This window comes from Enterobacter cloacae complex sp. CDL013 (genome assembly GCF_049238805.1).
Taxonomy (GTDB): domain Bacteria; phylum Pseudomonadota; class Gammaproteobacteria; order Enterobacterales; family Enterobacteriaceae; genus Enterobacter; species Enterobacter hormaechei_C.
Map to the genome: position 1 here is coordinate 1 of NZ_JBMKGT010000016.1, position 26203 is coordinate 26203.

At 50.6% G+C, this 26203-nt stretch carries 47 protein-coding genes; 40 read left to right on the forward strand and 7 right to left on the reverse strand.

What is annotated here, in order from left to right; all coding sequences use genetic code 11:
• From ACOTXD_RS21450 to bfr, 3 genes are all read left to right on the forward strand, one after another.
• Positions 1-114, forward strand: a 114-nt coding sequence (locus ACOTXD_RS21450) for an elongation factor Tu (RefSeq protein ID WP_000607214.1), incomplete at its 5' end; no start/stop codon positions are given.
• Between the two features lie 178 nt (positions 115-292).
• Positions 293-487 carry a bacterioferritin-associated ferredoxin gene (gene bfd / locus ACOTXD_RS21455; protein WP_003863268.1) on the forward strand — a complete coding sequence of 65 codons (195 nt, stop codon included), beginning with the start codon at positions 293-295 and terminating at the stop codon, positions 485-487.
• A 72-nt stretch (positions 488-559) separates the two neighbouring features.
• Positions 560-1036: a bacterioferritin gene (bfr, locus tag ACOTXD_RS21460; RefSeq protein WP_003863270.1), complete on the forward strand. Its 477-nt coding sequence runs from the start codon at positions 560-562 to the stop codon at positions 1034-1036.
• Here bfr and ACOTXD_RS21465 read toward each other — a convergent pair.
• On the reverse strand, positions 1020-1493 hold the full coding sequence (locus ACOTXD_RS21465; RefSeq protein ID WP_003863271.1) for a prepilin peptidase: 474 nt from the start codon (positions 1491-1493) through the stop codon (positions 1020-1022). The two genes, bfr and ACOTXD_RS21465, sit on opposite strands and share 17 nt — an antisense overlap.
• 380 nt (positions 1494-1873) lie before the next feature.
• Between ACOTXD_RS21465 and rpsJ the strand changes: the two genes are divergently transcribed.
• From rpsJ to ACOTXD_RS21620, 31 genes are all read left to right on the forward strand, one after another.
• Positions 1874-2185: a 30S ribosomal protein S10 gene (gene rpsJ, locus ACOTXD_RS21470; protein WP_001181005.1), complete on the forward strand. Its 312-nt coding sequence runs from the start codon at positions 1874-1876 to the stop codon at positions 2183-2185.
• Between the two features lie 32 nt (positions 2186-2217).
• On the forward strand, positions 2218-2847 hold the full coding sequence (gene rplC / locus ACOTXD_RS21475; RefSeq protein ID WP_003863274.1) for a 50S ribosomal protein L3: 630 nt from the start codon (positions 2218-2220) through the stop codon (positions 2845-2847).
• Between the two features lie 10 nt (positions 2848-2857).
• Entirely contained in the window at positions 2858-3463 is a 606-nt protein-coding gene (rplD, locus tag ACOTXD_RS21480) for a 50S ribosomal protein L4 (RefSeq protein ID WP_000424395.1), read from the forward strand.
• Positions 3460-3762: a 50S ribosomal protein L23 gene (rplW, locus tag ACOTXD_RS21485; RefSeq protein WP_000617546.1), complete on the forward strand. Its 303-nt coding sequence runs from the start codon at positions 3460-3462 to the stop codon at positions 3760-3762. The genes rplD and rplW overlap by 4 nt, the downstream gene beginning before the upstream one ends.
• A 17-nt stretch (positions 3763-3779) precedes the next feature.
• Positions 3780-4601: a 50S ribosomal protein L2 gene (gene rplB, locus ACOTXD_RS21490; protein ID WP_008457150.1), complete on the forward strand. Its 822-nt coding sequence runs from the start codon at positions 3780-3782 to the stop codon at positions 4599-4601.
• Between the two features lie 16 nt (positions 4602-4617).
• On the forward strand, positions 4618-4896 hold the full coding sequence (rpsS, locus tag ACOTXD_RS21495; protein WP_001138117.1) for a 30S ribosomal protein S19: 279 nt from the start codon (positions 4618-4620) through the stop codon (positions 4894-4896).
• 14 nt (positions 4897-4910) lie between these two features.
• Positions 4911-5243 carry a 50S ribosomal protein L22 gene (gene rplV / locus ACOTXD_RS21500; RefSeq protein WP_002919773.1) on the forward strand — a complete coding sequence of 111 codons (333 nt, stop codon included), beginning with the start codon at positions 4911-4913 and terminating at the stop codon, positions 5241-5243.
• A 17-nt stretch (positions 5244-5260) separates the two neighbouring features.
• A complete protein-coding gene (rpsC, locus tag ACOTXD_RS21505; protein ID WP_000529945.1) occupies positions 5261-5962 on the forward strand; it encodes a 30S ribosomal protein S3 in 702 nt (233 codons plus the stop codon).
• A gap of 12 nt (positions 5963-5974) precedes the next feature.
• The gene (rplP, locus tag ACOTXD_RS21510; RefSeq protein ID WP_002919759.1) at positions 5975-6385 is read left to right on the forward strand and encodes a 50S ribosomal protein L16; all 411 of its coding nucleotides are present in this window, start codon (positions 5975-5977) and stop codon (positions 6383-6385) included.
• The gene (rpmC, locus tag ACOTXD_RS21515; RefSeq protein WP_003863282.1) at positions 6385-6576 is read left to right on the forward strand and encodes a 50S ribosomal protein L29; all 192 of its coding nucleotides are present in this window, start codon (positions 6385-6387) and stop codon (positions 6574-6576) included. The genes rplP and rpmC overlap by 1 nt, the downstream gene beginning before the upstream one ends.
• Positions 6576-6830: a 30S ribosomal protein S17 gene (rpsQ, locus tag ACOTXD_RS21520; protein ID WP_002438707.1), complete on the forward strand. Its 255-nt coding sequence runs from the start codon at positions 6576-6578 to the stop codon at positions 6828-6830. Before rpmC ends, rpsQ begins: the two co-directional genes overlap by 1 nt.
• 166 nt (positions 6831-6996) lie before the next feature.
• On the forward strand, positions 6997-7368 hold the full coding sequence (gene rplN, locus ACOTXD_RS21525) for a 50S ribosomal protein L14 (RefSeq protein ID WP_002919748.1): 372 nt from the start codon (positions 6997-6999) through the stop codon (positions 7366-7368).
• 10 nt (positions 7369-7378) lie between these two features.
• On the forward strand, positions 7379-7693 hold the full coding sequence (gene rplX / locus ACOTXD_RS21530) for a 50S ribosomal protein L24 (protein WP_003863287.1): 315 nt from the start codon (positions 7379-7381) through the stop codon (positions 7691-7693).
• 14 nt (positions 7694-7707) lie between these two features.
• Complete coding sequence (gene rplE, locus ACOTXD_RS21535) at positions 7708-8247, forward strand: 50S ribosomal protein L5 (protein ID WP_003863290.1); 540 nt, start codon at positions 7708-7710, stop codon at positions 8245-8247.
• A gap of 14 nt (positions 8248-8261) precedes the next feature.
• Entirely contained in the window at positions 8262-8567 is a 306-nt protein-coding gene (gene rpsN / locus ACOTXD_RS21540; protein ID WP_003863291.1) for a 30S ribosomal protein S14, read from the forward strand.
• Positions 8568-8597: 30 nt separating this feature from the next.
• Positions 8598-8990, forward strand: coding sequence for a 30S ribosomal protein S8 (gene rpsH / locus ACOTXD_RS21545; RefSeq protein ID WP_006178918.1), 393 nt, complete (start codon positions 8598-8600; stop codon positions 8988-8990).
• A gap of 12 nt (positions 8991-9002) precedes the next feature.
• Positions 9003-9536 carry a 50S ribosomal protein L6 gene (gene rplF, locus ACOTXD_RS21550; RefSeq protein ID WP_003863296.1) on the forward strand — a complete coding sequence of 178 codons (534 nt, stop codon included), beginning with the start codon at positions 9003-9005 and terminating at the stop codon, positions 9534-9536.
• A 9-nt stretch (positions 9537-9545) separates the two neighbouring features.
• Positions 9546-9899, forward strand: coding sequence for a 50S ribosomal protein L18 (rplR, locus tag ACOTXD_RS21555; protein ID WP_003863297.1), 354 nt, complete (start codon positions 9546-9548; stop codon positions 9897-9899).
• A gap of 14 nt (positions 9900-9913) precedes the next feature.
• Positions 9914-10414 (forward strand): 30S ribosomal protein S5, encoded by a 501-nt coding sequence (gene rpsE / locus ACOTXD_RS21560; protein ID WP_003863299.1) that lies wholly within the window; start codon positions 9914-9916, stop codon positions 10412-10414.
• 6 nt (positions 10415-10420) lie between these two features.
• A complete protein-coding gene (rpmD, locus tag ACOTXD_RS21565; RefSeq protein WP_003863301.1) occupies positions 10421-10600 on the forward strand; it encodes a 50S ribosomal protein L30 in 180 nt (59 codons plus the stop codon).
• Between the two features lie 3 nt (positions 10601-10603).
• Positions 10604-11038 (forward strand): 50S ribosomal protein L15, encoded by a 435-nt coding sequence (rplO, locus tag ACOTXD_RS21570; protein ID WP_126501548.1) that lies wholly within the window; start codon positions 10604-10606, stop codon positions 11036-11038.
• 7 nt (positions 11039-11045) lie between these two features.
• On the forward strand, positions 11046-12377 hold the full coding sequence (secY, locus tag ACOTXD_RS21575) for a preprotein translocase subunit SecY (protein WP_003863305.1): 1332 nt from the start codon (positions 11046-11048) through the stop codon (positions 12375-12377).
• 31 nt (positions 12378-12408) lie between these two features.
• Entirely contained in the window at positions 12409-12525 is a 117-nt protein-coding gene (gene rpmJ, locus ACOTXD_RS21580; protein WP_000868187.1) for a 50S ribosomal protein L36, read from the forward strand.
• Between the two features lie 146 nt (positions 12526-12671).
• Entirely contained in the window at positions 12672-13028 is a 357-nt protein-coding gene (gene rpsM, locus ACOTXD_RS21585) for a 30S ribosomal protein S13 (protein WP_003863308.1), read from the forward strand.
• Positions 13029-13044: 16 nt separating this feature from the next.
• Positions 13045-13434 carry a 30S ribosomal protein S11 gene (gene rpsK / locus ACOTXD_RS21590; protein ID WP_003863312.1) on the forward strand — a complete coding sequence of 130 codons (390 nt, stop codon included), beginning with the start codon at positions 13045-13047 and terminating at the stop codon, positions 13432-13434.
• Positions 13435-13466: 32 nt separating this feature from the next.
• Positions 13467-14087 (forward strand): 30S ribosomal protein S4, encoded by a 621-nt coding sequence (gene rpsD, locus ACOTXD_RS21595; protein WP_003863314.1) that lies wholly within the window; start codon positions 13467-13469, stop codon positions 14085-14087.
• Positions 14088-14112: 25 nt separating this feature from the next.
• Complete coding sequence (locus ACOTXD_RS21600) at positions 14113-15102, forward strand: DNA-directed RNA polymerase subunit alpha (RefSeq protein WP_002919219.1); 990 nt, start codon at positions 14113-14115, stop codon at positions 15100-15102.
• 40 nt (positions 15103-15142) lie between these two features.
• On the forward strand, positions 15143-15526 hold the full coding sequence (gene rplQ, locus ACOTXD_RS21605; RefSeq protein ID WP_001216368.1) for a 50S ribosomal protein L17: 384 nt from the start codon (positions 15143-15145) through the stop codon (positions 15524-15526).
• A 107-nt stretch (positions 15527-15633) separates the two neighbouring features.
• Positions 15634-16002: a DUF1992 domain-containing protein gene (locus tag ACOTXD_RS21610; protein WP_023314932.1), complete on the forward strand. Its 369-nt coding sequence runs from the start codon at positions 15634-15636 to the stop codon at positions 16000-16002.
• 2 nt (positions 16003-16004) lie between these two features.
• On the forward strand, positions 16005-16430 hold the full coding sequence (gene zntR / locus ACOTXD_RS21615) for a Zn(2+)-responsive transcriptional regulator (protein ID WP_022651944.1): 426 nt from the start codon (positions 16005-16007) through the stop codon (positions 16428-16430).
• 57 nt (positions 16431-16487) lie between these two features.
• On the forward strand, positions 16488-16703 hold the full coding sequence (locus ACOTXD_RS21620) for an alternative ribosome-rescue factor A (RefSeq protein ID WP_003863329.1): 216 nt from the start codon (positions 16488-16490) through the stop codon (positions 16701-16703).
• Here ACOTXD_RS21620 and mscL read toward each other — a convergent pair whose 3' ends face one another.
• From mscL to def, 5 genes are all read right to left on the reverse strand, one after another.
• Entirely contained in the window at positions 16704-17117 is a 414-nt protein-coding gene (gene mscL / locus ACOTXD_RS21625) for a large-conductance mechanosensitive channel protein MscL (protein ID WP_003863335.1), read from the reverse strand.
• 145 nt (positions 17118-17262) lie between these two features.
• On the reverse strand, positions 17263-18639 hold the full coding sequence (gene trkA / locus ACOTXD_RS21630; protein WP_003863337.1) for a Trk system potassium transporter TrkA: 1377 nt from the start codon (positions 18637-18639) through the stop codon (positions 17263-17265).
• A gap of 22 nt (positions 18640-18661) precedes the next feature.
• Entirely contained in the window at positions 18662-19948 is a 1287-nt protein-coding gene (rsmB, locus tag ACOTXD_RS21635; RefSeq protein WP_126501550.1) for a 16S rRNA (cytosine(967)-C(5))-methyltransferase RsmB, read from the reverse strand.
• Positions 19949-20000: 52 nt separating this feature from the next.
• On the reverse strand, positions 20001-20948 hold the full coding sequence (gene fmt, locus ACOTXD_RS21640; RefSeq protein ID WP_023314929.1) for a methionyl-tRNA formyltransferase: 948 nt from the start codon (positions 20946-20948) through the stop codon (positions 20001-20003).
• 24 nt (positions 20949-20972) lie between these two features.
• A complete protein-coding gene (def, locus tag ACOTXD_RS21645) occupies positions 20973-21482 on the reverse strand; it encodes a peptide deformylase (protein WP_006812188.1) in 510 nt (169 codons plus the stop codon).
• Positions 21483-21609: 127 nt separating this feature from the next.
• Here def and dprA point away from each other — a divergent pair, with 127 nt between their 5' ends.
• The 6 genes from dprA to ACOTXD_RS21675 are packed head-to-tail and all read left to right on the forward strand — an operon-like array spanning position 21610 to position 25393.
• Positions 21610-22734, forward strand: coding sequence for a DNA-protecting protein DprA (gene dprA, locus ACOTXD_RS21650; protein ID WP_126501552.1), 1125 nt, complete (start codon positions 21610-21612; stop codon positions 22732-22734).
• Complete coding sequence (smg, locus tag ACOTXD_RS21655; RefSeq protein ID WP_000460665.1) at positions 22706-23179, forward strand: DUF494 family protein Smg; 474 nt, start codon at positions 22706-22708, stop codon at positions 23177-23179. Before dprA ends, smg begins: the two co-directional genes overlap by 29 nt.
• A 26-nt stretch (positions 23180-23205) precedes the next feature.
• Positions 23206-23760: a topoisomerase DNA-binding C4 zinc finger domain-containing protein gene (locus tag ACOTXD_RS21660; RefSeq protein WP_023323810.1), complete on the forward strand. Its 555-nt coding sequence runs from the start codon at positions 23206-23208 to the stop codon at positions 23758-23760.
• Positions 23753-24325: an L-threonylcarbamoyladenylate synthase type 1 TsaC gene (gene tsaC, locus ACOTXD_RS21665; protein ID WP_003863353.1), complete on the forward strand. Its 573-nt coding sequence runs from the start codon at positions 23753-23755 to the stop codon at positions 24323-24325. Before ACOTXD_RS21660 ends, tsaC begins: the two co-directional genes overlap by 8 nt.
• Before the next feature lie 4 nt (positions 24326-24329).
• Positions 24330-25148 (forward strand): shikimate dehydrogenase, encoded by an 819-nt coding sequence (aroE, locus tag ACOTXD_RS21670; protein WP_023314927.1) that lies wholly within the window; start codon positions 24330-24332, stop codon positions 25146-25148.
• Positions 25145-25393 (forward strand): DUF1488 domain-containing protein, encoded by a 249-nt coding sequence (locus tag ACOTXD_RS21675; protein ID WP_003863356.1) that lies wholly within the window; start codon positions 25145-25147, stop codon positions 25391-25393. The genes aroE and ACOTXD_RS21675 overlap by 4 nt, the downstream gene beginning before the upstream one ends.
• On the opposite strand, the gene ACOTXD_RS21680 is transcribed toward ACOTXD_RS21675, so the two are convergent.
• Positions 25369-25923 (reverse strand): gamma carbonic anhydrase family protein, encoded by a 555-nt coding sequence (locus tag ACOTXD_RS21680; RefSeq protein WP_003863357.1) that lies wholly within the window; start codon positions 25921-25923, stop codon positions 25369-25371. The genes ACOTXD_RS21675 and ACOTXD_RS21680 overlap by 25 nt on opposite strands.
• Positions 25924-26203: the final 280 nt, after the last annotated feature.

Consider the following 26203-nt stretch of genomic DNA (forward strand, 5'->3'; position numbering starts at 1 on the left):
AAGATGGTTGTGACTCTGATCCACCCAATCGCGATGGACGACGGTCTGCGTTTCGCAATCCGTGAAGGCGGCCGTACCGTTGGCGCGGGCGTTGTTGCTAAAGTTCTGGGCTAATTAATTATCCCTGAAATAAAAAGGACGCTTCGGCGTCCTTTTTTGTTTTCTACCGTAAAGTCGCTGTCATAAAAATTCGCATTTTTTGTTTTCTCCCGCCACGTATTCCGGCGCCTGTGCTATTGTAATCATAACCATTCTCACTTACACTTTGCGCATATTTTGAACGGGAGTCTTTATGTACGTTTGTTTATGTAATGGTGTAAGCGACAAAAAAATTCGTCAGGCCGTTCGCCAGTTTCAACCACAATCTTTCCAGCAGCTTCGCAAGTTTGTTCCGGTGGGAAATCAATGCGGTAAATGCGTTCGCGCAGCGCGTGAGATCATGCAGGACGAACTGATGCAGATCCCGGAATTCAAAGAGATCGCGTAAGCCTCTATCTTTTTTTTGACATCCCCGTAGCCCGATCTACGCTTCAATGAGTGGAAGCGGAGGGACTATATAATGAAAGGTGATGTTAAAATCATAAGTTATCTCAATAAATTATTGGGAAATGAGCTTGTCGCAATCAATCAGTATTTTCTCCATGCAAGAATGTTCAAAAACTGGGGACTGACTCGCCTCAACGATGTTGAATACCATGAGTCCATTGATGAAATGAAACACGCCGATAAATACATTGAGCGTATTTTATTCCTCGAAGGCATTCCTAACCTACAGGATCTCGGAAAACTGGGCATCGGAGAAGATGTCGAAGAGATGCTGCGTTCTGATCTCCGGCTGGAGCTGGAGGGTGCAAAAGACCTGCGTGAAGCCATTGCCTATGCGGACAGCGTACATGACTACGTCAGCCGCGATATGATGATCCAGATCCTGGCCGATGAAGAAGGGCACATCGACTGGCTTGAGACCGAACTGGATCTCATTAGCAAAATTGGCCTACAGAACTACCTTCAGTCTCAGATCAAAGTGGAAAGTTAATCAGGCTTTCCCAGCCAACGCATAAACCCGCTGCCGCCAGAAATGGCCCAAAAGGCAGTGGGTTTTTTAATGCCTGCTTATCAGGAGTAAACAACGAGAAAGCAACCAGATACAGCAGAGCCATTAACGCGGCTACGAGTGCCAGTACTGGCAGTACACACCAGCCATGCCATGCCCCCAGCGCCGCCAGATATTTTATGTCGCCATATCCCATACCTTCACGTCGGCAGATGAGCCGATATCCCCAATAGATAACGGCGAATCCGGCGTATCCTGCCATCGCACCCACCACCGCGCTCGGCAAAAAATCAGGATGGAGGCAGAGCTGGTAAAGCAGGCCGGTCCATAGCAGCGGGCAAAGAAATTTATCGGGAAGAAGCCCCGTGCGAATATCGGTGCGAACAAGCAAGGCCGATAAAGCAAAATAGATCAGCAGAAAGGGGAGGGACAGTAGCATAGCGAAAGCCTCAAAACGGTTTGAGCGCATACTCGTAATAATCTACATGTCCGGCAATGTGCAAAAACAGCAATTGCGTAGCGGCTTCAGACAAAGAGTTGAGAAGGGATACTTTGCATAAAAAAATGCGAGGCCTTACGCAGAGTACGTCTTTAGCGCTTAATTTCTAAACGGCACTTGCGTCTTCCCCAGATTTACGTATAATGCGCGGGCTTGTCGTAATTGACGGCGGGTTCAATCTGAACCAGAGTAGCTCACTTTGTTACTCAACAATGCTCCCAATTGGGGAGCTACGTAAGAACGGTTACACTCTCCCATCAATCGTAATGGGTTTGAGGAGTAATCATTTTCGTTTATAAAATAATTGGAGCTCTGGTCTCATGCAGAACCAAAGAATCCGTATCCGCCTTAAAGCGTTTGATCATCGTCTGATCGATCAATCAACCGCGGAAATCGTCGAGACTGCTAAGCGCACTGGTGCGCAAGTCCGTGGTCCGATCCCGCTGCCGACCCGCAAAGAGCGCTTTACCGTTCTGATCTCTCCGCACGTTAACAAAGATGCGCGTGATCAGTACGAAATCCGCACTCACAAGCGTCTGGTTGACATCGTTGAGCCAACTGAGAAAACCGTTGATGCTCTGATGCGTCTGGATCTGGCTGCCGGTGTAGACGTGCAGATCAGCCTGGGTTAATCAGGTCATCGAGCGATTGAGAGGTTGAAACAATGATTGGTTTAGTCGGTAAAAAAGTGGGTATGACCCGCATCTTCACTGAAGATGGCGTTTCTATCCCAGTAACCGTAATCGAAGTTGAAGCAAACCGCGTTACTCAGGTTAAAGATCTGGCTAACGATGGCTACCGCGCTATTCAGGTTACCACTGGTGCTAAAAAAGCTAACCGTGTAACCAAACCAGAAGCGGGTCACTTCGCTAAAGCTGGCGTTGAAGCTGGCCGTGGTCTGTGGGAATTCCGTCTTGCTGAAGGCGAAGAGTTCACCGTAGGTCAGGACATTAGCGTTGAGCTGTTTGCTGACGTTAAAAAAGTTGACGTAACCGGTACCTCTAAAGGTAAAGGTTTTGCTGGTACCGTTAAGCGCTGGAACTTCCGTACCCAGGACGCTACTCACGGTAACTCCTTGTCTCACCGCGTTCCGGGTTCTATCGGTCAGAACCAGACTCCGGGCAAAGTGTTCAAAGGCAAGAAAATGGCAGGTCAGCTGGGCAACGAACGTGTAACCGTTCAGAGCCTGGACGTAGTACGTGTTGACGCTGAGCGCAACCTGCTGCTGGTTAAAGGTGCGGTCCCGGGTGCAACCGGTAGCGACCTGATCGTTAAACCAGCTGTGAAGGCGTAAGGGGATAGCAATGGAATTAGTATTGAAAGACGCGCAGAGCGCGCTGACTGTTTCCGAAACTACCTTCGGTCGTGATTTCAACGAAGCGCTGGTTCACCAGGTTGTTGTTGCTTATGCAGCTGGTGCTCGTCAGGGTACTCGTGCTCAGAAGACTCGTGCTGAAGTAACTGGTTCAGGCAAAAAGCCATGGCGCCAGAAAGGTACCGGCCGTGCGCGTTCAGGTTCTATCAAGAGCCCGATCTGGCGTTCAGGTGGCGTGACCTTCGCTGCGCGTCCACAGGACCACAGTCAAAAAGTTAACAAAAAGATGTACCGCGGCGCGCTGAAAAGCATTCTGTCCGAACTGGTACGTCAGGATCGTCTGATCGTTGTCGAGAAGTTCTCTGTTGAAGCGCCTAAAACTAAGCTGCTGGCACAGAAACTGAAAGACATGGCTCTGGAAGATGTGCTGATCATCACCGGTGAGCTGGACGAGAACCTGTTCCTGGCCGCGCGTAACCTGCACAAGGTTGACGTACGCGACGCGACTGGTATCGACCCGGTTAGCCTGATCGCCTTCGACAAAGTCGTAATGACTGCTGATGCTGTTAAGCAAGTTGAGGAGATGCTGGCATGATTCGTGAAGAACGTCTGCTGAAGGTGCTGCGCGCACCGCACGTTTCTGAAAAAGCGTCTACTGCGATGGAAAAAACAAACACCATCGTTCTCAAAGTTGCTAAAGACGCGACCAAAGCAGAGATCAAAGCTGCTGTGCAGAAACTGTTTGAAGTCGAAGTCGAAGTCGTTAACACCCTGGTAGTTAAAGGGAAAGTTAAACGTCACGGACAGCGTATCGGTCGTCGTAGCGACTGGAAAAAAGCTTACGTCACCCTGAAAGAAGGCCAGAACCTGGACTTCGTTGGCGGCGCTGAGTAAGTCGGAGGAGTAATACAATGGCAGTTGTTAAATGTAAACCGACATCTCCGGGTCGTCGCCACGTAGTTAAAGTGGTTAACCCTGAGCTGCACAAGGGCAAACCTTTTGCTCCGTTGCTGGAAAAAAACAGCAAATCCGGTGGTCGTAACAACAATGGCCGTATCACCACTCGTCACATCGGTGGTGGCCACAAGCAGGCTTATCGTATTGTTGACTTCAAACGCAACAAAGACGGTATCCCAGCAGTTGTTGAACGTCTTGAGTACGATCCGAACCGTTCCGCGAACATCGCGCTGGTTCTGTACAAAGACGGCGAACGCCGTTACATCCTGGCCCCTAAAGGCCTGAAAGCTGGCGACCAGATTCAGTCTGGCGTTGATGCTGCAATCAAAGCAGGCAACACCCTGCCGATGCGCAATATCCCGGTTGGTTCTACCGTTCATAACGTAGAAATGAAACCAGGTAAAGGCGGTCAGCTGGCGCGTTCCGCGGGTACTTACGTTCAGATCGTTGCGCGTGATGGTGCTTATGTCACCCTGCGTCTGCGTTCTGGTGAAATGCGTAAAGTCGAAGCAGACTGCCGCGCTACTCTGGGCGAAGTTGGCAATGCTGAGCATATGCTGCGCGTTCTGGGTAAAGCAGGTGCTGCACGCTGGCGTGGTGTTCGTCCTACCGTTCGCGGTACTGCGATGAACCCAGTCGACCACCCACATGGTGGTGGTGAAGGTCGTAACTTTGGTAAGCACCCGGTATCTCCGTGGGGCGTTCAGACCAAAGGTAAGAAGACCCGCAGCAACAAGCGTACTGATAAATTTATCGTACGTCGCCGTAGCAAATAATTTTAGAGGATAAGCCATGCCACGTTCTCTCAAGAAAGGTCCTTTTATTGACCTGCACTTGCTGAAGAAGGTAGAGAAAGCGGTGGAAAGCGGAGACAAGAAGCCCCTGCGCACTTGGTCCCGTCGTTCAACGATCTTTCCTAACATGATCGGTTTGACCATCGCTGTCCATAATGGTCGTCAGCACGTTCCAGTCTTTGTTACCGACGAAATGGTTGGTCACAAACTGGGTGAATTCGCACCGACTCGTACTTATCGCGGCCACGCTGCTGATAAAAAAGCGAAGAAGAAATAAGGTAGGAGGAAGAGATGGAAACTTTAGCTCAACATCGCCATGCTCGTTCTTCTGCACAGAAGGTTCGCCTTGTTGCTGACCTGATTCGCGGTAAGAAAGTGTCGCAGGCCCTGGACATCCTGACCTATACCAACAAGAAAGCTGCGGTATTGGTCAAGAAAGTACTGGAATCTGCCATTGCTAACGCTGAACACAACGATGGCGCTGACATCGACGATCTGAAAGTCGCGAAAATTTTCGTAGATGAAGGCCCAAGCATGAAGCGCATTATGCCGCGTGCGAAAGGTCGTGCAGATCGCATCCTGAAGCGCACCAGCCACATTACTGTGGTTGTGTCCGATCGCTGAGACTCTGGAGACTAGCAATGGGTCAGAAAGTACATCCTAATGGTATTCGCCTGGGTATTGTAAAACCATGGAACTCTACCTGGTTTGCGAACACCAAAGAATTCGCTGACAACCTGGACAGCGATTTTAAAGTACGTCAGTACCTGACTAAGGAACTGGCTAAAGCGTCTGTATCTCGTATCGTTATCGAGCGTCCAGCGAAGAGCATCCGTGTGACTATTCACACTGCTCGTCCTGGCATCGTTATCGGTAAGAAAGGCGAAGACGTAGAAAAACTGCGCAAGGTCGTAGCGGATATCGCTGGCGTTCCTGCACAGATCAATATCGCTGAAGTTCGTAAGCCTGAACTGGACGCTAAATTGGTTGCTGACAGCATCACTTCTCAGCTGGAACGTCGTGTTATGTTCCGTCGTGCTATGAAGCGTGCTGTACAGAACGCAATGCGTCTGGGCGCTAAAGGTATCAAAGTTGAAGTTAGCGGCCGTCTGGGCGGCGCGGAAATCGCACGTACCGAATGGTACCGCGAAGGTCGCGTACCGCTGCACACTCTGCGTGCTGACATCGACTACAACACCTCTGAAGCGCACACCACTTACGGTGTAATCGGCGTTAAGGTATGGATCTTCAAAGGTGAGATCCTGGGTGGTATGGCTGCTGTTGAACAACCGGAAAAACCGGCTGCTCAACCTAAAAAGCAGCAGCGTAAAGGCCGTAAATAAGGAGCGTCGCTGATGTTACAACCAAAGCGTACAAAATTCCGTAAAGTGCACAAAGGCCGCAACCGTGGTCTGGCGCAGGGTACGGATGTTAGCTTCGGCACTTTCGGTCTGAAAGCTGTTGGCCGTGGTCGTCTGACTGCACGTCAGATCGAAGCAGCACGTCGTGCAATGACCCGTGCAGTTAAGCGTCAAGGTAAGATCTGGATCCGTGTATTCCCGGACAAACCGATCACCGAGAAGCCACTGGAAGTTCGTATGGGTAAAGGTAAAGGTAACGTGGAGTACTGGGTTGCCTTGATCCAACCGGGCAAAGTCCTTTATGAAATGGACGGTGTTCCGGAAGAGCTGGCCCGTGAAGCCTTCGGCCTGGCAGCAGCGAAACTGCCTATCAAAACCACCTTTGTAACTAAGACGGTGATGTAATGAAAGCAAAAGAGCTGCGTGAAAAAAGCGTTGAAGAGCTGAACGCTGAGCTGCTGAACCTGCTGCGTGAGCAGTTCAACCTGCGTATGCAGGCTGCAAGTGGCCAGCTGCAACAGACTCACCTGCTGAAGCAAGTGCGTCGCAATGTTGCGCGCGTTAAGACTTTACTGACTCAGAAGGCGGGTGCGTAATGACCGATAAAATCCGTACTCTGCAAGGTCGTGTTGTTAGCGATAAAATGGAGAAATCCATTGTTGTAGCTATCGAACGTTTTGTGAAACACCCGATCTACGGTAAATTCATCAAGCGTACGACCAAACTGCACGTACATGACGAGAACAACGAATGTGGTATCGGCGACAAGGTTGAAATCCGTGAATGCCGTCCACTGTCCAAGACTAAGTCCTGGACGCTGGTTCGCGTTGTAGAGAAAGCGGTTCTGTAATAGAGTACGCATTCTCAATACGAATAAACGGCTCAGCGATGAGCCGTTTATTTTTTCTACCCATATTGCAGAAGCGGTGTTATAATGCCGCGCCCTCGATATGGGGCTTTTTAACGGCTCTGATTTTAGAGTCTCAGGTAGTAGTTGACATTAGCGGAGCACTAAAATGATCCAAGAACAGACTATGCTGAACGTCGCCGACAACTCCGGTGCACGTCGCGTAATGTGTATCAAGGTTCTGGGTGGCTCGCACCGTCGCTACGCAGGCGTAGGCGACATCATCAAGATCACCATCAAGGAAGCAATTCCACGTGGTAAGGTCAAAAAAGGTGATGTGCTGAAGGCGGTAGTGGTGCGCACCAAGAAGGGTGTTCGTCGCCCTGACGGTTCTGTCATTCGCTTCGATGGTAATGCATGCGTTATTTTAAACAATAACAGCGAGCAGCCTATCGGCACGCGTATCTTTGGGCCGGTAACTCGTGAACTTCGTACTGAGAAGTTCATGAAAATTATCTCTCTGGCACCAGAAGTACTCTAAGGAGCGAATCATGGCAGCGAAAATCCGTCGTGATGACGAAGTTATCGTGTTAACCGGTAAAGATAAAGGTAAACGCGGTAAAGTAAAAAATGTTCTGTCTTCCGGCAAACTCGTCGTTGAAGGTATCAACCTGGTTAAGAAACATCAGAAGCCGGTTCCGGCCCTGAACCAACCAGGCGGCATCGTTGAAAAAGAAGCTGCTATTCAGGTTTCTAACGTTGCAATCTTCAATGCGGCTACCGGTAAGGCTGACCGTGTAGGCTTTAGATTCGAAGACGGTAAAAAAGTCCGTTTCTTCAAGTCTAACAGCGAAACTATCAAGTAATTTGGAGTAGTACGATGGCGAAACTGCATGATTACTACAAAGACGAAGTAGTTAACAAACTCATGACTGAGTTTAACTACAATTCTGTCATGCAAGTCCCTCGGGTCGAGAAGATCACCCTGAACATGGGTGTTGGTGAAGCGATCGCTGACAAGAAACTGCTGGATAACGCAGCAGCTGACCTGACAGCAATCTCCGGTCAAAAACCGCTGATCACCAAAGCACGCAAATCTGTTGCAGGCTTCAAAATCCGTCAGGGCTATCCGATCGGCTGTAAAGTAACTCTGCGTGGCGAACGCATGTGGGAGTTCCTTGAGCGCCTGATCACTATTGCTGTTCCACGTATCCGTGACTTCCGTGGCTTGTCCGCTAAGTCTTTCGACGGTCGTGGTAACTACAGCATGGGTGTCCGTGAGCAGATCATCTTCCCAGAAATCGACTACGATAAAGTCGACCGCGTGCGTGGTTTGGATATTACCATTACCACTACTGCGAAATCTGATGAAGAAGGCCGTGCTCTGCTGGCTGCCTTTGACTTCCCGTTCCGCAAGTAAGGTAGGGTTACTGAATGGCTAAGCAATCAATGAAAGCACGCGAAGTAAAGCGCGTAGCTTTAGCTGATAAATTCTTCGCTAAACGCGCTGAACTGAAAGCGATCATTTCTGATGTGAACGCTTCCGACGAAGATCGTTGGAATGCGGTTCTCAAGCTGCAGTCTCTGCCGCGTGATTCCAGCCCGTCTCGTCAGCGTAACCGCTGTCGTCAAACAGGTCGTCCACATGGTTATGTGGGCAAGTTTGGGTTGAGCCGTATCAAACTGCGTGAAGCCGCCATGCGCGGTGAAGTACCAGGCTTGAAAAAGGCTAGCTGGTAATTACCAATTGAATCACGGGAGTAAAGACAGATGAGCATGCAAGATCCGATCGCGGATATGCTGACCCGTATCCGTAACGGTCAGGCCGCGAACAAAGTTGCGGTCACCATGCCTTCCGCCAAGCTGAAAGTGGCAATTGCCAACGTGCTGAAGGAAGAAGGTTTTATCGAAGATTTTAAAGTTGAAGGCGACACCAAGCCGGAACTGGAACTTACTCTCAAGTATTTCCAGGGTAAAGCTGTTGTAGAAAGCATTCAGCGTGTCAGCCGCCCAGGCCTGCGCATCTATAAGAAAAAAGATGAGCTGCCAAAAGTAATGGCTGGTCTTGGTATCGCAGTTGTTTCTACCTCTAAAGGTGTTATGACTGATCGTGCAGCGCGCCAGGCTGGTCTTGGTGGCGAAATTATCTGCTACGTAGCCTAATCGGAGGAAAGAATGTCTCGTGTTGCTAAAGCACCGGTCGTTATTCCTGCCGGCGTTGATGTAAAAATCGACGGTCAGGTTATTACGATCAAAGGTAAAAACGGCGAGCTGACTCGTACCCTCAACAAAGCTGTTGAAGTTAAACATGCAGATAACGCTCTGACCTTCGGTCCACGTGATGGTTTCGTGGATGGATGGGCTCAGGCTGGTACCGCGCGTGCCCTGCTGAACTCAATGGTTGTTGGTGTTACCGAAGGCTTCACTAAAAAGCTTCAGCTGGTTGGTGTAGGTTATCGTGCAGCTATCAAAGGGAATGCAGTAGGCCTGTCTCTGGGCTTCTCACACCCTGTTGAGCATCCGCTGCCGGCCGGTATCACTGCAGAATGCCCGACTCAGACTGAAATCGTGCTGAAAGGCGCTGATAAACAGCTGATCGGTCAGGTTGCAGCAGATCTGCGCGCCTACCGTCGTCCTGAGCCTTATAAAGGCAAGGGTGTTCGTTACGCCGACGAAGTCGTGCGTACCAAAGAGGCTAAGAAGAAGTAAGGTAACACTATGGATAAGAAATCTGCTCGTATCCGTCGTGCGACCCGCGCACGCCGCAAGCTCAAAGAGCTGGGTGCAACTCGCCTGGTGGTACATCGTACCCCGCGTCATATTTACGCACAGGTAATTGCACCGAACGGTTCTGAAGTTCTGGTAGCTGCTTCTACTGTAGAAAAAGCTATCTCAGAACAATTGAAGTATACCGGTAACAAAGACGCCGCAGCAGCTGTAGGTAAAGCTGTCGCTGAACGCGCTCTGGAAAAAGGCATCAGCAATGTTTCCTTTGACCGTTCCGGGTTCCAATATCATGGTCGTGTCCAGGCACTGGCAGATGCTGCCCGTGAAGCTGGCCTTCAGTTCTAAGGTAGAGGTGTAAGATGGCTCACATCGAAAAACAGGCTGGCGAACTGCAGGAAAAGCTGATCGCGGTAAACCGCGTATCTAAAACCGTTAAAGGTGGTCGTATTTTCTCCTTCACAGCTCTGACTGTAGTGGGTGATGGCAACGGTCGCGTTGGTTTTGGTTACGGTAAAGCGCGTGAAGTTCCAGCAGCGATCCAGAAAGCGATGGAAAAAGCCCGTCGCAATATGATTAACGTCGCGCTGAACAACGGTACCCTGCAACACCCAGTTAAAGGTGTTCACACGGGTTCTCGTGTATTCATGCAGCCAGCTTCCGAAGGTACCGGTATCATCGCCGGTGGTGCAATGCGCGCCGTTCTGGAAGTTGCTGGAGTTCATAACGTTCTGGCTAAAGCATATGGTTCCACCAACCCGATCAACGTGGTTCGTGCAACTATTGATGGCCTGGAAAATATGAATTCTCCAGAAATGGTCGCTGCCAAGCGTGGTAAATCCGTTGAAGAAATTCTGGGGTAATTGACCATGGCAAAGACTATTAAAATCACTCAAACCCGCAGTGCAATCGGTCGTCTGCCGAAACACAAGGCAACGCTGCTTGGCCTGGGTCTGCGTCGTATTGGTCATACCGTTGAGCGCGAGGATACTCCTGCTGTTCGTGGTATGGTCAACGCGGTTTACTTCATGGTTAAAGTTGAGGAGTAAGAGATGCGTTTAAATACTCTGTCTCCGGCCGAAGGCTCTAAAAAGGCGGGTAAACGCCTGGGTCGTGGTATCGGTTCTGGCCTCGGCAAAACCGGTGGTCGTGGTCACAAAGGTCAGAACTCTCGTTCTGGCGGTGGCGTACGTCGCGGTTTCGAGGGTGGCCAGATGCCACTGTACCGTCGTCTGCCGAAGTTCGGCTTCACCTCTCGCAAAGCAGCGATCACAGCGGAAATCCGTCTGTCTGACCTGGCGAAAGTTGAAGGCGGCGTTGTAGACCTGAACACGCTGAAAGTGGCTAACATTATCGGTATCCAGATCGAGTTCGCGAAAGTGATCCTGGCTGGTGAAGTTTCTACTCCGGTAACTGTTCGTGGCCTGCGTGTTACTAAAGGTGCTCGTGCTGCTATCGAAGCTGCTGGCGGTAAAATTGAGGAATAAGTAGCAGATGGCTAAGCAACCGGGATTAGATTTTCAAAGTGCCAAAGGTGGATTTGGCGAGCTGAAACGCAGACTGCTGTTTGTAATCGGCGCGCTGATTGTGTTCCGTATTGGCTCTTTTATTCCGATCCCTGGTATTGATGCCGCTGTACTTGCCAAACTGCTTGAGCAACAGCGAGGCACCATCATTGAAATGTTCAACATGTTCTCTGGTGGTGCTCTCAGCCGTGCTTCTATTTTCGCACTGGGTATTATGCCGTACATTTCGGCATCAATTATTATCCAGCTGCTGACGGTCGTTCATCCGGCCCTGGCAGAGTTGAAGAAAGAAGGGGAGTCTGGACGTCGTAAGATTAGCCAGTACACCCGTTACGGCACTCTGGTGCTGGCAATATTCCAGTCGATCGGTATTGCTACCGGTCTTCCGAATATGCCTGGTATGCAGGGCCTGGTATTAAACCCAGGCTTTGCATTCTATTTCACCGCTGTTGTAAGTCTGGTCACAGGGACCATGTTCCTGATGTGGCTCGGCGAACAGATTACTGAACGAGGTATCGGTAACGGTATCTCAATCATTATCTTCGCCGGTATCGTTGCGGGTCTCCCGCCGGCCATCGCCCATACTATCGAGCAAGCGCGTCAAGGCGACCTGCACTTCCTCCTGTTGCTGTTGGTTGCAGTATTAGTATTTGCAGTGACGTTCTTTGTTGTCTTCGTTGAACGTGGTCAACGCCGCATTGTGGTGAACTACGCTAAACGTCAGCAGGGTCGTCGTGTCTATGCTGCACAGAGCACACATTTACCGCTGAAAGTGAATATGGCGGGGGTTATCCCGGCTATCTTCGCTTCCAGTATTATTCTGTTCCCGGCAACCATCGCGTCATGGTTCGGGGGCGGTACTGGTTGGAACTGGCTGACAACAATTTCGCTGTATTTGCAGCCTGGGCAACCACTTTATGTGTTACTCTATGCGTCTGCGATCATCTTCTTCTGTTTCTTCTACACGGCGTTGGTCTTCAACCCGCGTGAAACAGCAGATAACCTGAAGAAGTCCGGTGCATTTGTACCAGGAATTCGTCCGGGAGAGCAAACGGCGAAGTATATCGATAAAGTAATGACTCGTCTGACTTTGGTTGGTGCGCTTTATATTACTTTTATCTGCCTGATCCCGGAGTTCATGCGTGATGCAATGAAAGTACCGTTCTACTTCGGTGGGACCTCACTGCTTATCGTTGTTGTCGTGATTATGGACTTTATGGCTCAAGTGCAAACTCTGATGATGTCCAGTCAGTATGAGTCTGCATTGAAGAAGGCGAACCTGAAAGGCTACGGCCGCTAACTGGTCGCCTGAGAAGTTACGGAGAGTAAAAATGAAAGTTCGTGCTTCCGTCAAGAAATTATGCCGTAACTGCAAAATCGTTAAGCGTGATGGTGTCATCCGTGTGATTTGCAGTGCCGAGCCGAAGCATAAACAGCGCCAAGGCTGATTATTTCGCATATTTTTCTTGCAAAGTTGGGTTGAGCTGGCTAGATTAGCCAGCCAATCTTTTGTATGTCTGTACGTTTCCATTTGAGTATCCTGAAAACGGGCTTTTCAGCATGGTGCGTACATATTAAATAGTAGGAGTGCATAGTGGCCCGTATAGCAGGCATTAACATTCCTGATCAGAAACATGCTGTGATCGCATTAACTTCGATCTACGGCGTCGGCAAGACCCGTTCTAAAGCCATTCTGGCTGCAGCGGGTATCGCTGAAGATGTTAAGATCAGTGAGCTGTCTGAAGAACAAATCGACACGCTGCGTGACGAAGTTGCCAAATTTGTCGTTGAAGGTGATCTGCGCCGTGAAATCAGCATGAGCATCAAGCGCCTGATGGATCTTGGTTGCTATCGCGGTTTGCGTCATCGTCGTGGTCTGCCAGTACGCGGTCAGCGTACTAAGACCAACGCACGTACCCGTAAGGGTCCGCGCAAACCGATCAAGAAATAATCGGGGTGATTGAATAATGGCAAAGGCACCAGTTCGTGCACGTAAACGTGTAAGAAAACAAGTCTCTGACGGCGTGGCTCATATCCATGCTTCTTTCAACAACACCATCGTTACTATTACTGATCGTCAGGGTAACGCATTGGGTTGGGCAACAGCCGGTGGTTCCGGTTTCCGTGGTTCTCGCAAATCCACTCCGTTCGCAGCTCAGGTTGCAGCAGAGCGTTGCGCTGAAGCCGTAAAAGAATACGGCATCAAGAATCTGGAAGTTATGGTTAAAGGTCCGGGTCCGGGTCGTGAATCTACTGTTCGCGCTCTGAACGCCGCTGGTTTCCGCATCACGAATATTACTGATGTGACTCCGATCCCTCATAACGGTTGTCGTCCGCCGAAAAAACGTCGCGTATAACGCTCGTTTTTTAGGTTAGTTGGAGATAGAAAATGGCAAGATATTTGGGTCCTAAGCTCAAGCTGAGCCGTCGTGAGGGCACCGACTTATTCCTTAAGTCTGGCGTTCGCGCGATCGATACCAAGTGTAAAATTGAACAAGCTCCTGGCCAGCACGGTGCGCGTAAACCGCGTCTGTCTGACTATGGTGTGCAGTTGCGTGAAAAGCAAAAAGTTCGCCGTATCTACGGTGTGCTGGAGCGTCAGTTCCGTAACTACTATAAAGAAGCAGCACGTCTGAAAGGCAACACAGGTGAAAACCTGCTGGCTCTGCTGGAAGGTCGTCTGGACAACGTTGTATACCGTATGGGCTTCGGCGCGACTCGTGCTGAATCACGCCAGCTGGTTAGCCATAAAGCAATCATGGTAAACGGTCGTGTTGTTAACATCGCTTCTTATCAGGTTAAAGCGAATGACGTTGTTAGCATTCGTGAGAAAGCGAAAAAGCAATCTCGCGTGAAAGCCGCTCTGGAGCTGGCTGAGCAGCGTGAAAAGCCAACCTGGCTGGAAGTTGATGCTGGCAAGATGGAAGGTACGTTCAAGCGTCAGCCGGAACGTTCTGATCTGTCTGCGGACATTAACGAACACCTGATCGTCGAGCTTTACTCCAAGTAAAGCTTAGTACCAAAGAGAGGACACAATGCAGGGTTCTGTGACAGAGTTTCTAAAACCGCGCCTGGTAGATATCGAGCAAGTGAGTTCGACGCACGCCAAGGTGACCCTTGAGCCTTTAGAGCGTGGCTTTGGCCATACTCTGGGTAACGCACTGCGCCGTATTCTGCTCTCATCGATGCCGGGTTGCGCGGTGACCGAGGTTGAGATTGATGGTGTACTTCATGAGTACAGCACCAAAGAAGGCGTTCAGGAAGATATCCTTGAAATCCTGCTCAACCTGAAAGGGCTGGCGGTGAGAGTTCAGGGTAAAGATGAAGTTATTCTTACTCTGAATAAATCTGGCATTGGCCCTGTGACTGCAGCCGACATCACCCACGACGGTGATGTTGAAATCGTCAAGCCGCAGCACGTGATCTGCCACCTGACCGATGAGAACGCAGCTATTAGCATGCGTATCAAAGTTCAGCGCGGTCGTGGTTATGTGCCGGCTTCTGCCCGAATTCATTCGGAAGAAGATGAGCGCCCAATCGGCCGTCTGCTGGTCGACGCATGCTACAGCCCTGTAGAGCGTATTGCCTACAATGTTGAAGCAGCGCGTGTAGAACAGCGTACCGACCTGGACAAGCTGGTCATCGAAATGGAAACCAATGGCACAATCGATCCTGAAGAGGCGATTCGTCGTGCGGCAACCATCCTGGCAGAACAACTGGAAGCTTTCGTTGACTTACGTGATGTACGTCAGCCGGAAGTGAAAGAAGAGAAACCAGAATTCGATCCGATCCTGCTGCGCCCTGTTGACGATCTGGAATTGACTGTCCGCTCTGCTAACTGCCTCAAGGCAGAAGCTATCCACTATATCGGTGATCTGGTACAGCGTACCGAGGTTGAGTTGCTGAAAACGCCGAACCTGGGTAAAAAATCTCTTACCGAGATTAAAGACGTGCTGGCTTCACGTGGTCTGTCTCTGGGCATGCGCCTGGAAAACTGGCCACCGGCAAGCATTGCTGACGAGTAACCGGATCACAGGTTAAGGTTTTACTGAGAAGGATAAGGTCATGCGCCATCGTAAGAGTGGTCGTCAACTGAACCGCAACAGCAGCCATCGCCAGGCTATGTTCCGCAACATGGCAGGTTCACTGGTTCGTCATGAAATCATCAAGACGACCCTGCCTAAAGCGAAAGAGCTGCGTCGCGTAGTTGAGCCGCTGATTACTCTTGCCAAGACTGACAGCGTTGCTAATCGTCGTCTGGCATTCGCCCGTACTCGTGATAACGAGATCGTGGCAAAACTGTTTAACGAACTGGGCCCGCGTTTCGCGAGCCGTGCCGGTGGTTACACTCGCATTCTGAAGTGTGGCTTCCGTGCAGGCGACAACGCGCCGATGGCTTACATCGAGCTGGTTGATCGTTCAGAGAAAGCAGAAGCTGCTGCAGAGTAATCTGTAGTAACGTAAAAAAACCCGCCTCGGCGGGTTTTTTTATATCCGCAGAATCTCCACTTATCTACAATGTCTGTATCTTTTCTGCTCACCCCCTGGAGTTCATTATGTGGTTGCTCGATCAGTGGGCTGAACGCCATATTTGCGATGCCCAAAACAAAGGCGAGTTCGAAAATCTTCCCGGCAGCGGTGAGCCGCTGATTCTGGACGATGATTCACATATTCCCCCTGAATTACGGGCCGGTTATCGCTTACTGAAAAACGCAGGTTGTTTACCGCCTGAGCTTCAGCAACGTAATGAAGCCGTCGAGCTTGCCGATCTGCTTAAAGGCATTCATAAGAATGACCCGCGGTACTCTGAAATCAGTCGTCGGTTGGCGCTCATCGAGCTAAAACTGCGCCAGACGGGAATGAATACTGACTTTTTGCATGGTGAGTACAGTGAAAGGTTAATACAAAAAATAAACAAGGAGTAGCCATGTACCGCATAGGTGAACTTGCGAAGCTTGCTAACGTAACGCCGGATACTATCCGCTACTACGAAAAGCAGCAGATGATCGATCATGAGGTCAGAACGGAAGGTGGATTTCGCCTTTATACGGATAACGACCTGCAACGCCTTCGTTTTATCCGCTATGCACGGCAACTCGGCTTCACGCTTGAGTCGATCCGTGAACTGCTGTCGATCCGTATCGATCCTGAACATCATACGTGTCAGGAATCTAAAAGCATCGTTCAGGCCCGGCTGGATGAAGTTGAAGGACGCATTCAGGAACTGCAAGCCATGCAGCGATCTCTGCAAAGGTTAAATGACGCGTGCTGCGGTACCGCTCACAGCAGTGTTTATTGCTCAATACTGGAAGCACTTGAACAGGGTGCCAGTAGTGAAGCTCAGGGTTGTTGATTTTTTATTAGCCAGGGACTAGACTCCCGCCGACATTAACTATGCTCAGGAGAAATGATGAGCCGCTATCAGCATACTAAGGGACACATTAAGGATAACGCCATTGAGGCATTGCTTCACGACCCACTTTTCAGACAGCGAGTTGAGAAGAACAAGAAAGGAAAAGGGAGTTATTTACGTAAAGGTAAACATGCACAACGGGGTAACTGGGAGGCCAGTGGCAAGCAAGCTAATCGCTTTTTTACCACTGGCCTTTCTGTTTCTGTCGCCTGATTAAACGCGGTTATTCTGCTCTTTTAACAGATCGCGAATTTCAGTCAGTAAGACTTCTTCTTTAGTTGGTGCTGGCGGGGCAGCAGCCGGTTCTTCTTTTTTACGGTTAAGTCTGTTGATAAGTTTGATCGCCATGAAAATGGCAAATGCCACGATCACGAAATCAAATACGTTCTGAATGAATACGCCGTAGTGCATTACAACCGCAGGGATATCGCCCTGAGCTTCCCGAAGGGTGAAGGCGAATTGTTTGAAATCAATGCCTCCAATCAACAGTCCTAACGGCGGCATAATAATGTCGGCGACTAATGATGAAACGATCTTACCGAACGCCGCACCAATAATGACACCCACAGCCAAATCCACTACATTCCCGCGCATCGCAAATTCGCGAAACTCTTTAATAAAACTCATTATGTTCTCCTTGTGCCAGCTGACGCCTATAAGTTTAACAAATGATTAGCTAATTGCCATTGGGGATAAATAATCGTTATGAAAATAAAAGGCATGAAAATTAGAAGGTTAATATTTGGGTGCTCTTGTCTGAGCACCCAAATCATTACAGGAAGAATGGACTTGGCTGGAATAAACGCTCGACGTCGGTAATAAATTTTTTATCGGTCAGGAACATAATAACGTGGTCACCCTGCTCGATACGTAAATTATCATTGGCGATCATGACATCGTTACCTCGCACTACGGCGCCGATAATGGTGCCTGGTGGAAGTTTAATTTCGTCGATCGCGCGACCAACAACGCGCGACGTCGTTTCATCCCCGTGAGCGACGGCTTCAATGGCTTCAGCAACACCACGACGCAGAGACGACACGCCGACAATATCCGCTTTACGCACATGGCTTAGCAGGGCAGAGATGGTGGCTTGCTGGGGTGAAATAGCAATATCAATTACGCTACCCTGTACCAGGTCGACATAAGCCTTACGCTGGATAAGCACCATTACTTTTTTCGCCCCCATACGTTTAGCGAGCATGGCGGACATAATATTCGCTTCGTCGTCGTTGGTGACGGCAATAAAAAGATCAACCTGATCGATATGCTCTTCGGCCAGCAATTCCTGATCCGAAGCATCGCCATAAAACACGATAGTATTCTGAAGTTTTTCAGCCAGCTCCGACGCGCGCTGTTGATCTCGTTCGATCAGCTTCACGCTGTAGTCTTTTTCCAGCCGTCTCGCCAGACCTGCGCCAATATTACCGCCGCCAACCAGCATAATACGTTTATACGGTTTTTCGAGACGCTGAAGTTCACTCATCACCGCACGGATATGCTGAGAAGCCGCAATAAAGAAGACTTCATCCCCGGCTTCGACAATGGTGGAACCTTGCGGACGAATAGGTCTGTCGTGACGGAAAATCGCCGCAACACGCGTATCGATATGTGGCATATGCTCGCGCATTGTCGACAGGGCATTACCAATCAGCGGGCCGCCGTAATAAGCCTTCACGACCGCCAGGCTTACTTTCCCTTCAGCAAAGTTCACAACCTGCAACGCGCCCGGGTACTCAATCAGACGATAAATACTGTCGATAACCAACTGCTCAGGGGCAATAAGATGGTCGATAGGTACTGCTTCGGAATTAAACAGCTTTTCCGCATCCCGGACATAGTCCGGGGAGCGAATGCGGGCGATGCGGTTCGGTGTGTTGAACAGCGAGTAGGCCACCTGGCATGCAACCATGTTGGTTTCATCAGAACTGGTTACTGCAACCAGCATGTCGGCATCGTCCGCGCCCGCCTCACGAAGCACTCGAGGATGAGAGCCGTGCCCCTGCACAACACGAAGATCAAACTTGTCCTGCAAAACGCGCAGGCGATCGCCATTGGTATCCACAATGGTGATATCGTTGTTTTCGCCCACGAGATTTTCCGCCAGCGTTCCGCCAACTTGCCCTGCGCCCAGAATGATAATTTTCATCTTTCGTGACCTGTTCTCAACATCACTCTTTGATTAGCTTAGCGTAAAAGAAGCCATCACCCTCTTCTGCGCCCGGCAGGTTTTGCAGACCCGGGTGCTCAGGTGTTCCCGTATCATGCAGCGTCGCGTCCGGGGTGCGCTTCAGGAAAGCCGCAATTTGCTGACTGTTTTCTTCCGGAAGAACAGAGCAGGTTGCATACACCAGGGTTCCGCCGGGTTTGAGATGCGGCCAGATGGCATCCAGAATTTCGGATTGCAACTGGGCAAGCTCCTTGATATCACGATCGCGACGCAGCCATTTGATATCGGGATGACGACGAATTACGCCGGTTGCAGAGCAGGGGGCGTCCAGCAAAATACGATCGAACCGGGTATCACCACACCAGTCTGCGGGTTTACGTCCATCGCCTTGCTTAACCTGTGCTTTCATACCCAGACGCTTGAGGTTGTCATAGACGCGTGAAAGACGCTGCTCATCAACATCCACGGCCATCACGCAGGCCTGCGGCGCCACTTCCAGAATGTGCGTTGTTTTTCCCCCTGGCGCTGCACAAAGATCAAGGATCTGCTCCCCGTCTTTCGGTTCAAGCCAGGCCATGCACCCCTGAGCGGATGCGTCCTGTACCGTTACCCAGCCCTCTTCAAAACCGGGTAATGCATGTACCGGTGCAGGGGAGGCTAAACGAACCGCATCAGGATAAGCCGCGTGTGTGAAGCCGCTCATTCCGGTCTCTTCCAGCAGGGCCAGCCATGCGTCGCGGGTATGATGGTTACGATTGACGCGTAACCACATCGGCGGACGTTGGTTATTGGCATTCACAATGTCTTGCCATTGCTGTGGGTAGGCTTTTTTAAGGCGATTCAGCAGCCATTCTGGATGCAGGAAGCGCGCTTCGCTTTGCGCAAATTCTGCCAGCAGTTCGTCCTGCTGACGCTGGAACTGACGCAGCACGCCGTTAATCAATCCTTTCAGCTGGGGACGTTTAATCGCAACGGCACCTTCCACTGTCTCAGCCAGCGCAGCATGAGGTGGAATGCGGGTATGAAGAAGCTGGTAGAAACCGACCATGATCAAATAATGCACGGTACGTTGCTTGCCGCTCATCGGGCGTGACATCAGCTTATTAATTAACCATTCAAGCTGAGAGAGGGTACGCAGCACGCCAAAGCACAGCTCCTGAAGCAGCGCTTTATCTTTATCGGAAACCTTTTGTTGCAGTGGAGGCAGGACATTACTCAGTGACTGGCCCTGCTCAATAACCTGCTCAACGGCCTGAGCCGCCATAGTGCGTAGATTTTGTCTTTTCATAACCGTAAAAATAAAAATGCCCGGAAACACCGGGCCTTAAGAGTAAATTTGTTCAGGCAAGACGATTGCCAGGGATGAACCATTCACGACGGGAATTTAATAGATCCTGCGCGCTCATTGCCTTTTTACCGGCCGGTTGCAGCGATTCAAGATTCAGGATCCCTTCTCCGGTCGCAACCTGGATACCGTTTTTGCTGGCGTCGATAATCGTACCGGGCTCTGCTGATGTATTGCCGTTAATAACTGAAGCTTTCCAGACTTTCACTGGCTGCTCATCAATCATCAACCAGCTCATCGGCCACGGATTAAAGGCGCGGATGCAGCGTTCGAGTTGAGCTGCTGACAGGGACCAGTCGATCCGGGCTTCTTCTTTACTCAGTTTTTCAGCATAGGTCACCTGTGCCTCATCCTGCACTTCAGGTGTCGCTGTATTGTCAGCAAGCTGTTGCAACGTCTCAATCAGCCCCTGCGGACCGAGAGCCGCCAGCTTGTCATACAGCGTGGCGCTGGTATCTTCTGCGGTAATGGAACACGCCAGTTTATACAGCATGTCGCCCGTGTCTAAACCTACGTCCATCTTCATGATTGTCACGCCAGTTTCAGCATCGCCTGCCCACAGAGCGCGCTGAATAGGGGCTGCACCGCGCCAGCGTGGGAGCAAAGAACCATGAACGTTAACACAGCCCAGGCGGGGCATATCGAGTACCGCTTTTGGCAGAATGAGGCCGTAAGCCACAACTACCATCACGTCAGCGTTCAGGTCTGCCACTAACTGCTGGTTTTCCTCAGGTCGTAATGACGCTGGCTGGAATACCGGTAAACCATGCGTTTCTGCCAGTACTTTAACCGGGCCAGGCATCAGTTTTTTACCGCGGCCAGCCGGTCGATCCGGCTGAGTAAATACGCCAACAATCTGATGACCAGACGATAGCAGCGCGTCGAGATGACGCGCTGCAAAATCAGGGGTACCAGCGAAGATTATACGTAGTGATGTAGACACGTTATTCCTTGTATCCGGGGGGCGTTAAGCGCGAGAACGCAAACGATCCAGTTTCTCAACTTTCTGACGAATACGCTGTTGCTTCAGAGGTGAGAGGTAATCGATAAACAGTTTACCGACCAGGTGATCCATCTCATGCTGAATGCAAATCGCCAGCAGATCGTCGGCTTCCAGCTCAAACGGATTGCCGTCACGATCCAGTGCGCGAATTTTAACTTTTTCGGCACGTGGCACCAAAGCGCGCTGTTCAGGGATAGACAGACAGCCTTCCTCAATGCCTGTTTCGCCGCTTTTTTCAAGCAGTTCAGGGTTGATCAGCACCAGACGCTCATCGCGATTTTCAGAAACGTCGATCACGATAATACGCTTGTGAATGTCTACCTGGGTCGCCGCCAGGCCAATGCCTTCTTCAGCGTACATGGTATCGAACATATCATCGACGATACGCTGAATTTCTGCATTCACTTCTTTAACCGGTTCCGCGACGATGCGAAGACGCTCGTCAGGAATATGTAACACTTGCAAAACTGCCATAAATTTCCAGAGTCGTGTTCAGGAGTTGATAAGAATATTACTTCTATTCTAGACAAATCCCCGGTCGATTGACAGCATCAGTGACCAATCGCAAAGATTGCTGAGGCTGCTTATGGCAGGGAAAAGGATGACGTCCACAGAGATATGGTTACGGCTTATAAACATCGGGTCGTTATACGGTGACGCGATGCTGGAGATTGCGCAGAGGCTGCTTCGCCAGGCAACCGTTGATGCTGAAGCTGTCAACGCGGCAGGGCTTTCGCCCAAACATGCCGTAAAGTTTTTTTCGTTCAGCGAGAGTGAGCTTGAACGTAGTCTGGAATGGCTTGAACACACCGACAACCACCTTCTCACGGCGGATGATCCTCGTTTTCCGCCATTGTTGCGTTCTATACCTGATTTTCCCGGGGCGTTCTTTGTGCGAGGCCGCGTCGACGTGCTTAATAGCATGCAGCTTGCGGTTGTGGGCAGCCGTGCGCCCTCGTGGTACGGCGAGCGTTGGGGGAAAATGCTCAGTGAACAGCTGTCCCAATGTGGCTTTACGATCACCAGTGGCCTGGCTTGCGGCATCGACGGTGTGGCACATCATGCGGCGTTGTCAGCAAAAGGGCAAAGTGTCGCCGTGCTTGGCAATGGTCTTTTTAGTCTCTATCCGCGTCGTCATCACATTCTGGCTGAGCAACTTATCGCTTCTGAGGGGGCGATAGTATCTGAGTTTTCACTTTCGACATCGCCCAGACCGGGTAACTTTCCACGGCGTAACCGGATCATCAGCGGGTTAAGCCAGGGCGTGCTGGTGGTCGAAGCTGCGATTCGAAGTGGATCGCTGGTTACTGCAAGGTGCGCACTGGAGCAGGGGCGTGAAGTTTTTGCGCTGCCCGGCCCGTTGGGGAACCCTGGCTGCGAAGGCCCTCACTGGCTGATAAAACAGGGGGCGACGCTGGTGACCTGTAAAGAGGATATCCTGGAAAATTTGCAGTATGGATTGCATTGGTTGCAGGATGATCTCCAAAAGCGACATATTTCATCGGATCAGGAGGCCGTAGCATTGCCATTTCCCAAGCTCCTGGCTAACGTAGGAGATGAGGTAACACCTGTTGACGTTGTCGCTGAACGTGCCGGCCAACCTGTGCCAGTAACGGTAGCACAGCTACTCGAACTGGAGTTAGCAGGGTGGATCGCAGCTGTACCCGGCGGCTATGTCCGATTAAGGAGGGCATGCCATGTTCGACGTACTGATGTATTTGTTTGAGACTTACATCCACAACGAAGCAGAAATGCAGGTGGATCAGGACAAATTAACACGGGATCTGACCGACGCAGGTTTTGAGCGGGAAGATATTTATAATGCGTTGATGTGGCTGGATAAGTTGGCTGATTATCAGGACGGCCTCGCCGAACCGATGCAGCTTGCTTCTGACCCATTGTCTGTGCGCATCTATACAGCTGAAGAGTGTGAAAGGCTGGATGCCAGCTGCCGGGGATTCATTTTATTCCTCGAGCAGATTCAGGTGCTAAACCTCGAAACGAGAGAGATGGTGATAGAGCGCGTCATGGCGCTGGATACTGCTGAATTTGAACTGGAAGATCTGAAATGGGTGATCCTGATGGTGCTGTTCAACATTCCAGGCTGTGAAAATGCCTATCAGCAAATGGAAGAATTACTCTTTGAAGTGAATGAAGGTATGCTGCATTAATTCTATGTGCAGCAACAAGAGTTGTTATGGCCAAATCAGCACTCTTCACGGTGCATAAAAACGAGCCCTGCCCACAGTGTGGGGCTGAACTTGTTATTCGGTCCGGGAAACACGGTCCGTTTCTCGGTTGTTCACACTATCCGGAATGTGATTATGTCCGTTCCCTGAAGAGCCAGGCGGACGGACATATCGTCAAAATTCTGGAGGGACAGCTTTGTCCGCTCTGCGGCGGCGAACTGGCGCTGCGGCAGGGGCGGTTCGGGATGTTTATCGGATGCAGCCGCTACCCGGAATGTGATCATACGGAACAAATTGATAAACCAGATGAAACGGCAATTGCCTGCCCTCAGTGCCAGCGTGGTCAATTGGTGCAGCGCCGCTCTCGTTATGGCAAGACCTTCCATTCGTGCGATCGCTATCCTGAATGCCAGTTCGTTATCAATTTCAAACCAGTAGCGGGCGTCTGCCATAATTGCGATTATCCGTTACTTATAGAAAAGAAAACCGCGCAAGGCTTGAAACGCTTTTGCGCCAGTAAACAATGTGGAAAGCCGGTTTCGGCGGATCAAATCAGTGAATAATAACCTGCCATCAGGCTCCATCGCGCAGGCGGTGGAAATCCTGAAAAAAGAAGAAGTCATCGCCTATCCAACAGAAGCCGTTTTCGGGGTCGGGTGCGATCCTGACAGCGAAGTCGCCGTTAACCGTCTGCTGGCGCTAAAACAACGGCCTGTCGAAAAAGGATTGATTTTGATCGCTGCGAACTACGCGCAGCTTAAGCCTTATATTGATGATTCCATGCTGACGCCTGCACAGCGGGAAACCATTTTCTCTGCGTGGCCTGGTCCCGTGACGTTTGTTTTTCCTGCACAACCGACAACGCCGCGCTGGTTAACCGGGCGTTTCGATTCACTTGCGGTACGCGTTACCGACCATCCGCTGGTGGTGGAGTTATGCCAGGCATTTGGTAAACCTCTGGTTTCAACCAGCGCCAACCTGACCGGGCTTCCCCCCTGTCGGACAACCGAAGAAGTTCTGGCGCAGTTCGGGAGTGATTTCCCGGTAGCCGTCGGTGAAACCGGTGGCCGTCTTAACCCGTCAGAAATTCGCGATGCCTTGACCGGCGAACGTTTTCGCCAGGGATAATGTGATGGAAACCTATGCTGTTTTTGGTAACCCGATCGCGCACAGCAAGTCGCCTCTGATCCATCAGCTGTTTGCAGAGCAATTGCAGATAGATCACCCATATGGTCGGGTTCTTGCGCCTGTTGATGCATTTTTACCGACGCTAAATAGCTTTTTTGTTGCGGGCGGTAAAGGTGCGAACGTTACGGTGCCTTTTAAAGAAGAGGCTTTCGGGCGTGCGGATGAGCTGACCGAGCGTGCGTCGCTCGCTGGTGCCGTCAATACTCTTAAGCGGCTCGAAGATGGTCGCCTTCTGGGCGATAACACCGATGGCATAGGTTTACTCAGCGATCTGGAGCGACTGTCGTTTATTAAACCAGGCTTTCGGATCCTGCTGATCGGTGCGGGTGGCGCGTCGCGCGGCGTATTGCTTCCTCTTCTTTCGCTGGATTGTGCGGTGACAATCACCAACCGTACTTTCTCCAGAGCAGAAGAGCTGGCGGCGTTGTTCGCACACACAGGCAGCGTAGCTGCGGTAGCACTTGAGGATCTCGCGGGTCACGAATTTGATCTTGTGATTAATGCCACCTCAAGCGGTATTAATGGAGAGATCCCGGCGATTCCTGCATCCCTGGTTCATTCCCACATCTACGCCTATGACATGTTTTATCAAAAAGGGAAAACGCCATTTCTGACCTGGTGCGAACAACAGGGGGCAAAACATGTGGCTGATGGTCTGGGCATGCTGGTGGGGCAGGCGGCTCATGCGGTGCTACTCTGGCATGGCGTGTTACCTGCTGTAGAACCGGTGATCGAAAAGCTGAAACAGGAACTGATGGCATGAATCAGGCGATTCATTTTCCCGACAGAGAAATCTGGGATGAAAACAAGCAAGCGGTGTGTTTCCCGGTGCTGGTGCATGGAATGCAGCTCACCTGTGCGATTAAAGGGGAGACGTTGCTTCAGCGCTTTGGTGGTTCAGATCCGTTAGCGGTCTTTTGTGAAAATCGCTGGGATCTGGAAGAGGAAGCCAGCGATTTGATCCGCGTACAGCAGGAAGACGATCAGGGCTGGGTCTGGTTATCCTGATCCAGATAGTCATTCTTCCATTTAACGTAATTGTTCGCTGAGTATTTCAATCCTTCGATCTCCGCCTCCTTTAGGGGGCGGATCTGTTTAACCGGACTGCCTAAATAGAGATAGCCACTTTCCAGGCGTTTGTTTTGCGGAACTAGGCTTCCTGCGCCAATCATTACGTCATCTTCTACTATGACGCCATCCAGCAAAATCGATCCCATCCCAACGAGAACCCTGTTACCGATTGTGCAGCCGTGGAGCATTACTTTATGACCGACGGTAACATCTTCCCCAATGATGAGCGGATTGCCCTCAGGGTTATAAGATGACTTATGAGTCACATGCAGCACGCTGCCGTCCTGAATATTGGTGCGTGCACCGATTGCAACATAGTTAACATCGCCCCGGATCGCGACGAGTGGCCAGATGCTGACATCATCGGCCATGCGAACATCACCAATGACCACGCTGCTGGCATCGATCATCACGCGATCGCCTTTTTGGGGGAACAGATCTTTATAAGGACGTAATACTGCAAACATATCTACCTCGATACAGATGAGCGCTATTAAAGAAGACTTTGATCGTATTCCTGGATCGAGGCAAGGCAAAATGCGTCAATTTTTAAGCGGATCGGGTGGGTTTTCAGCGAAAAGCACGGAAAATCATCAGTTGGAAAAAAAGATCTAAAAAATACTTGTGCTAAAAACTGGGATCCCTATAATGCGCCTCCATCGACACGGCGGATGTGAATCACTTCACAAACAACCCGGTCGGTTGAAGAGAAAAAATCCTGAAAATCAGGGTTGACTCTGAAAGAGG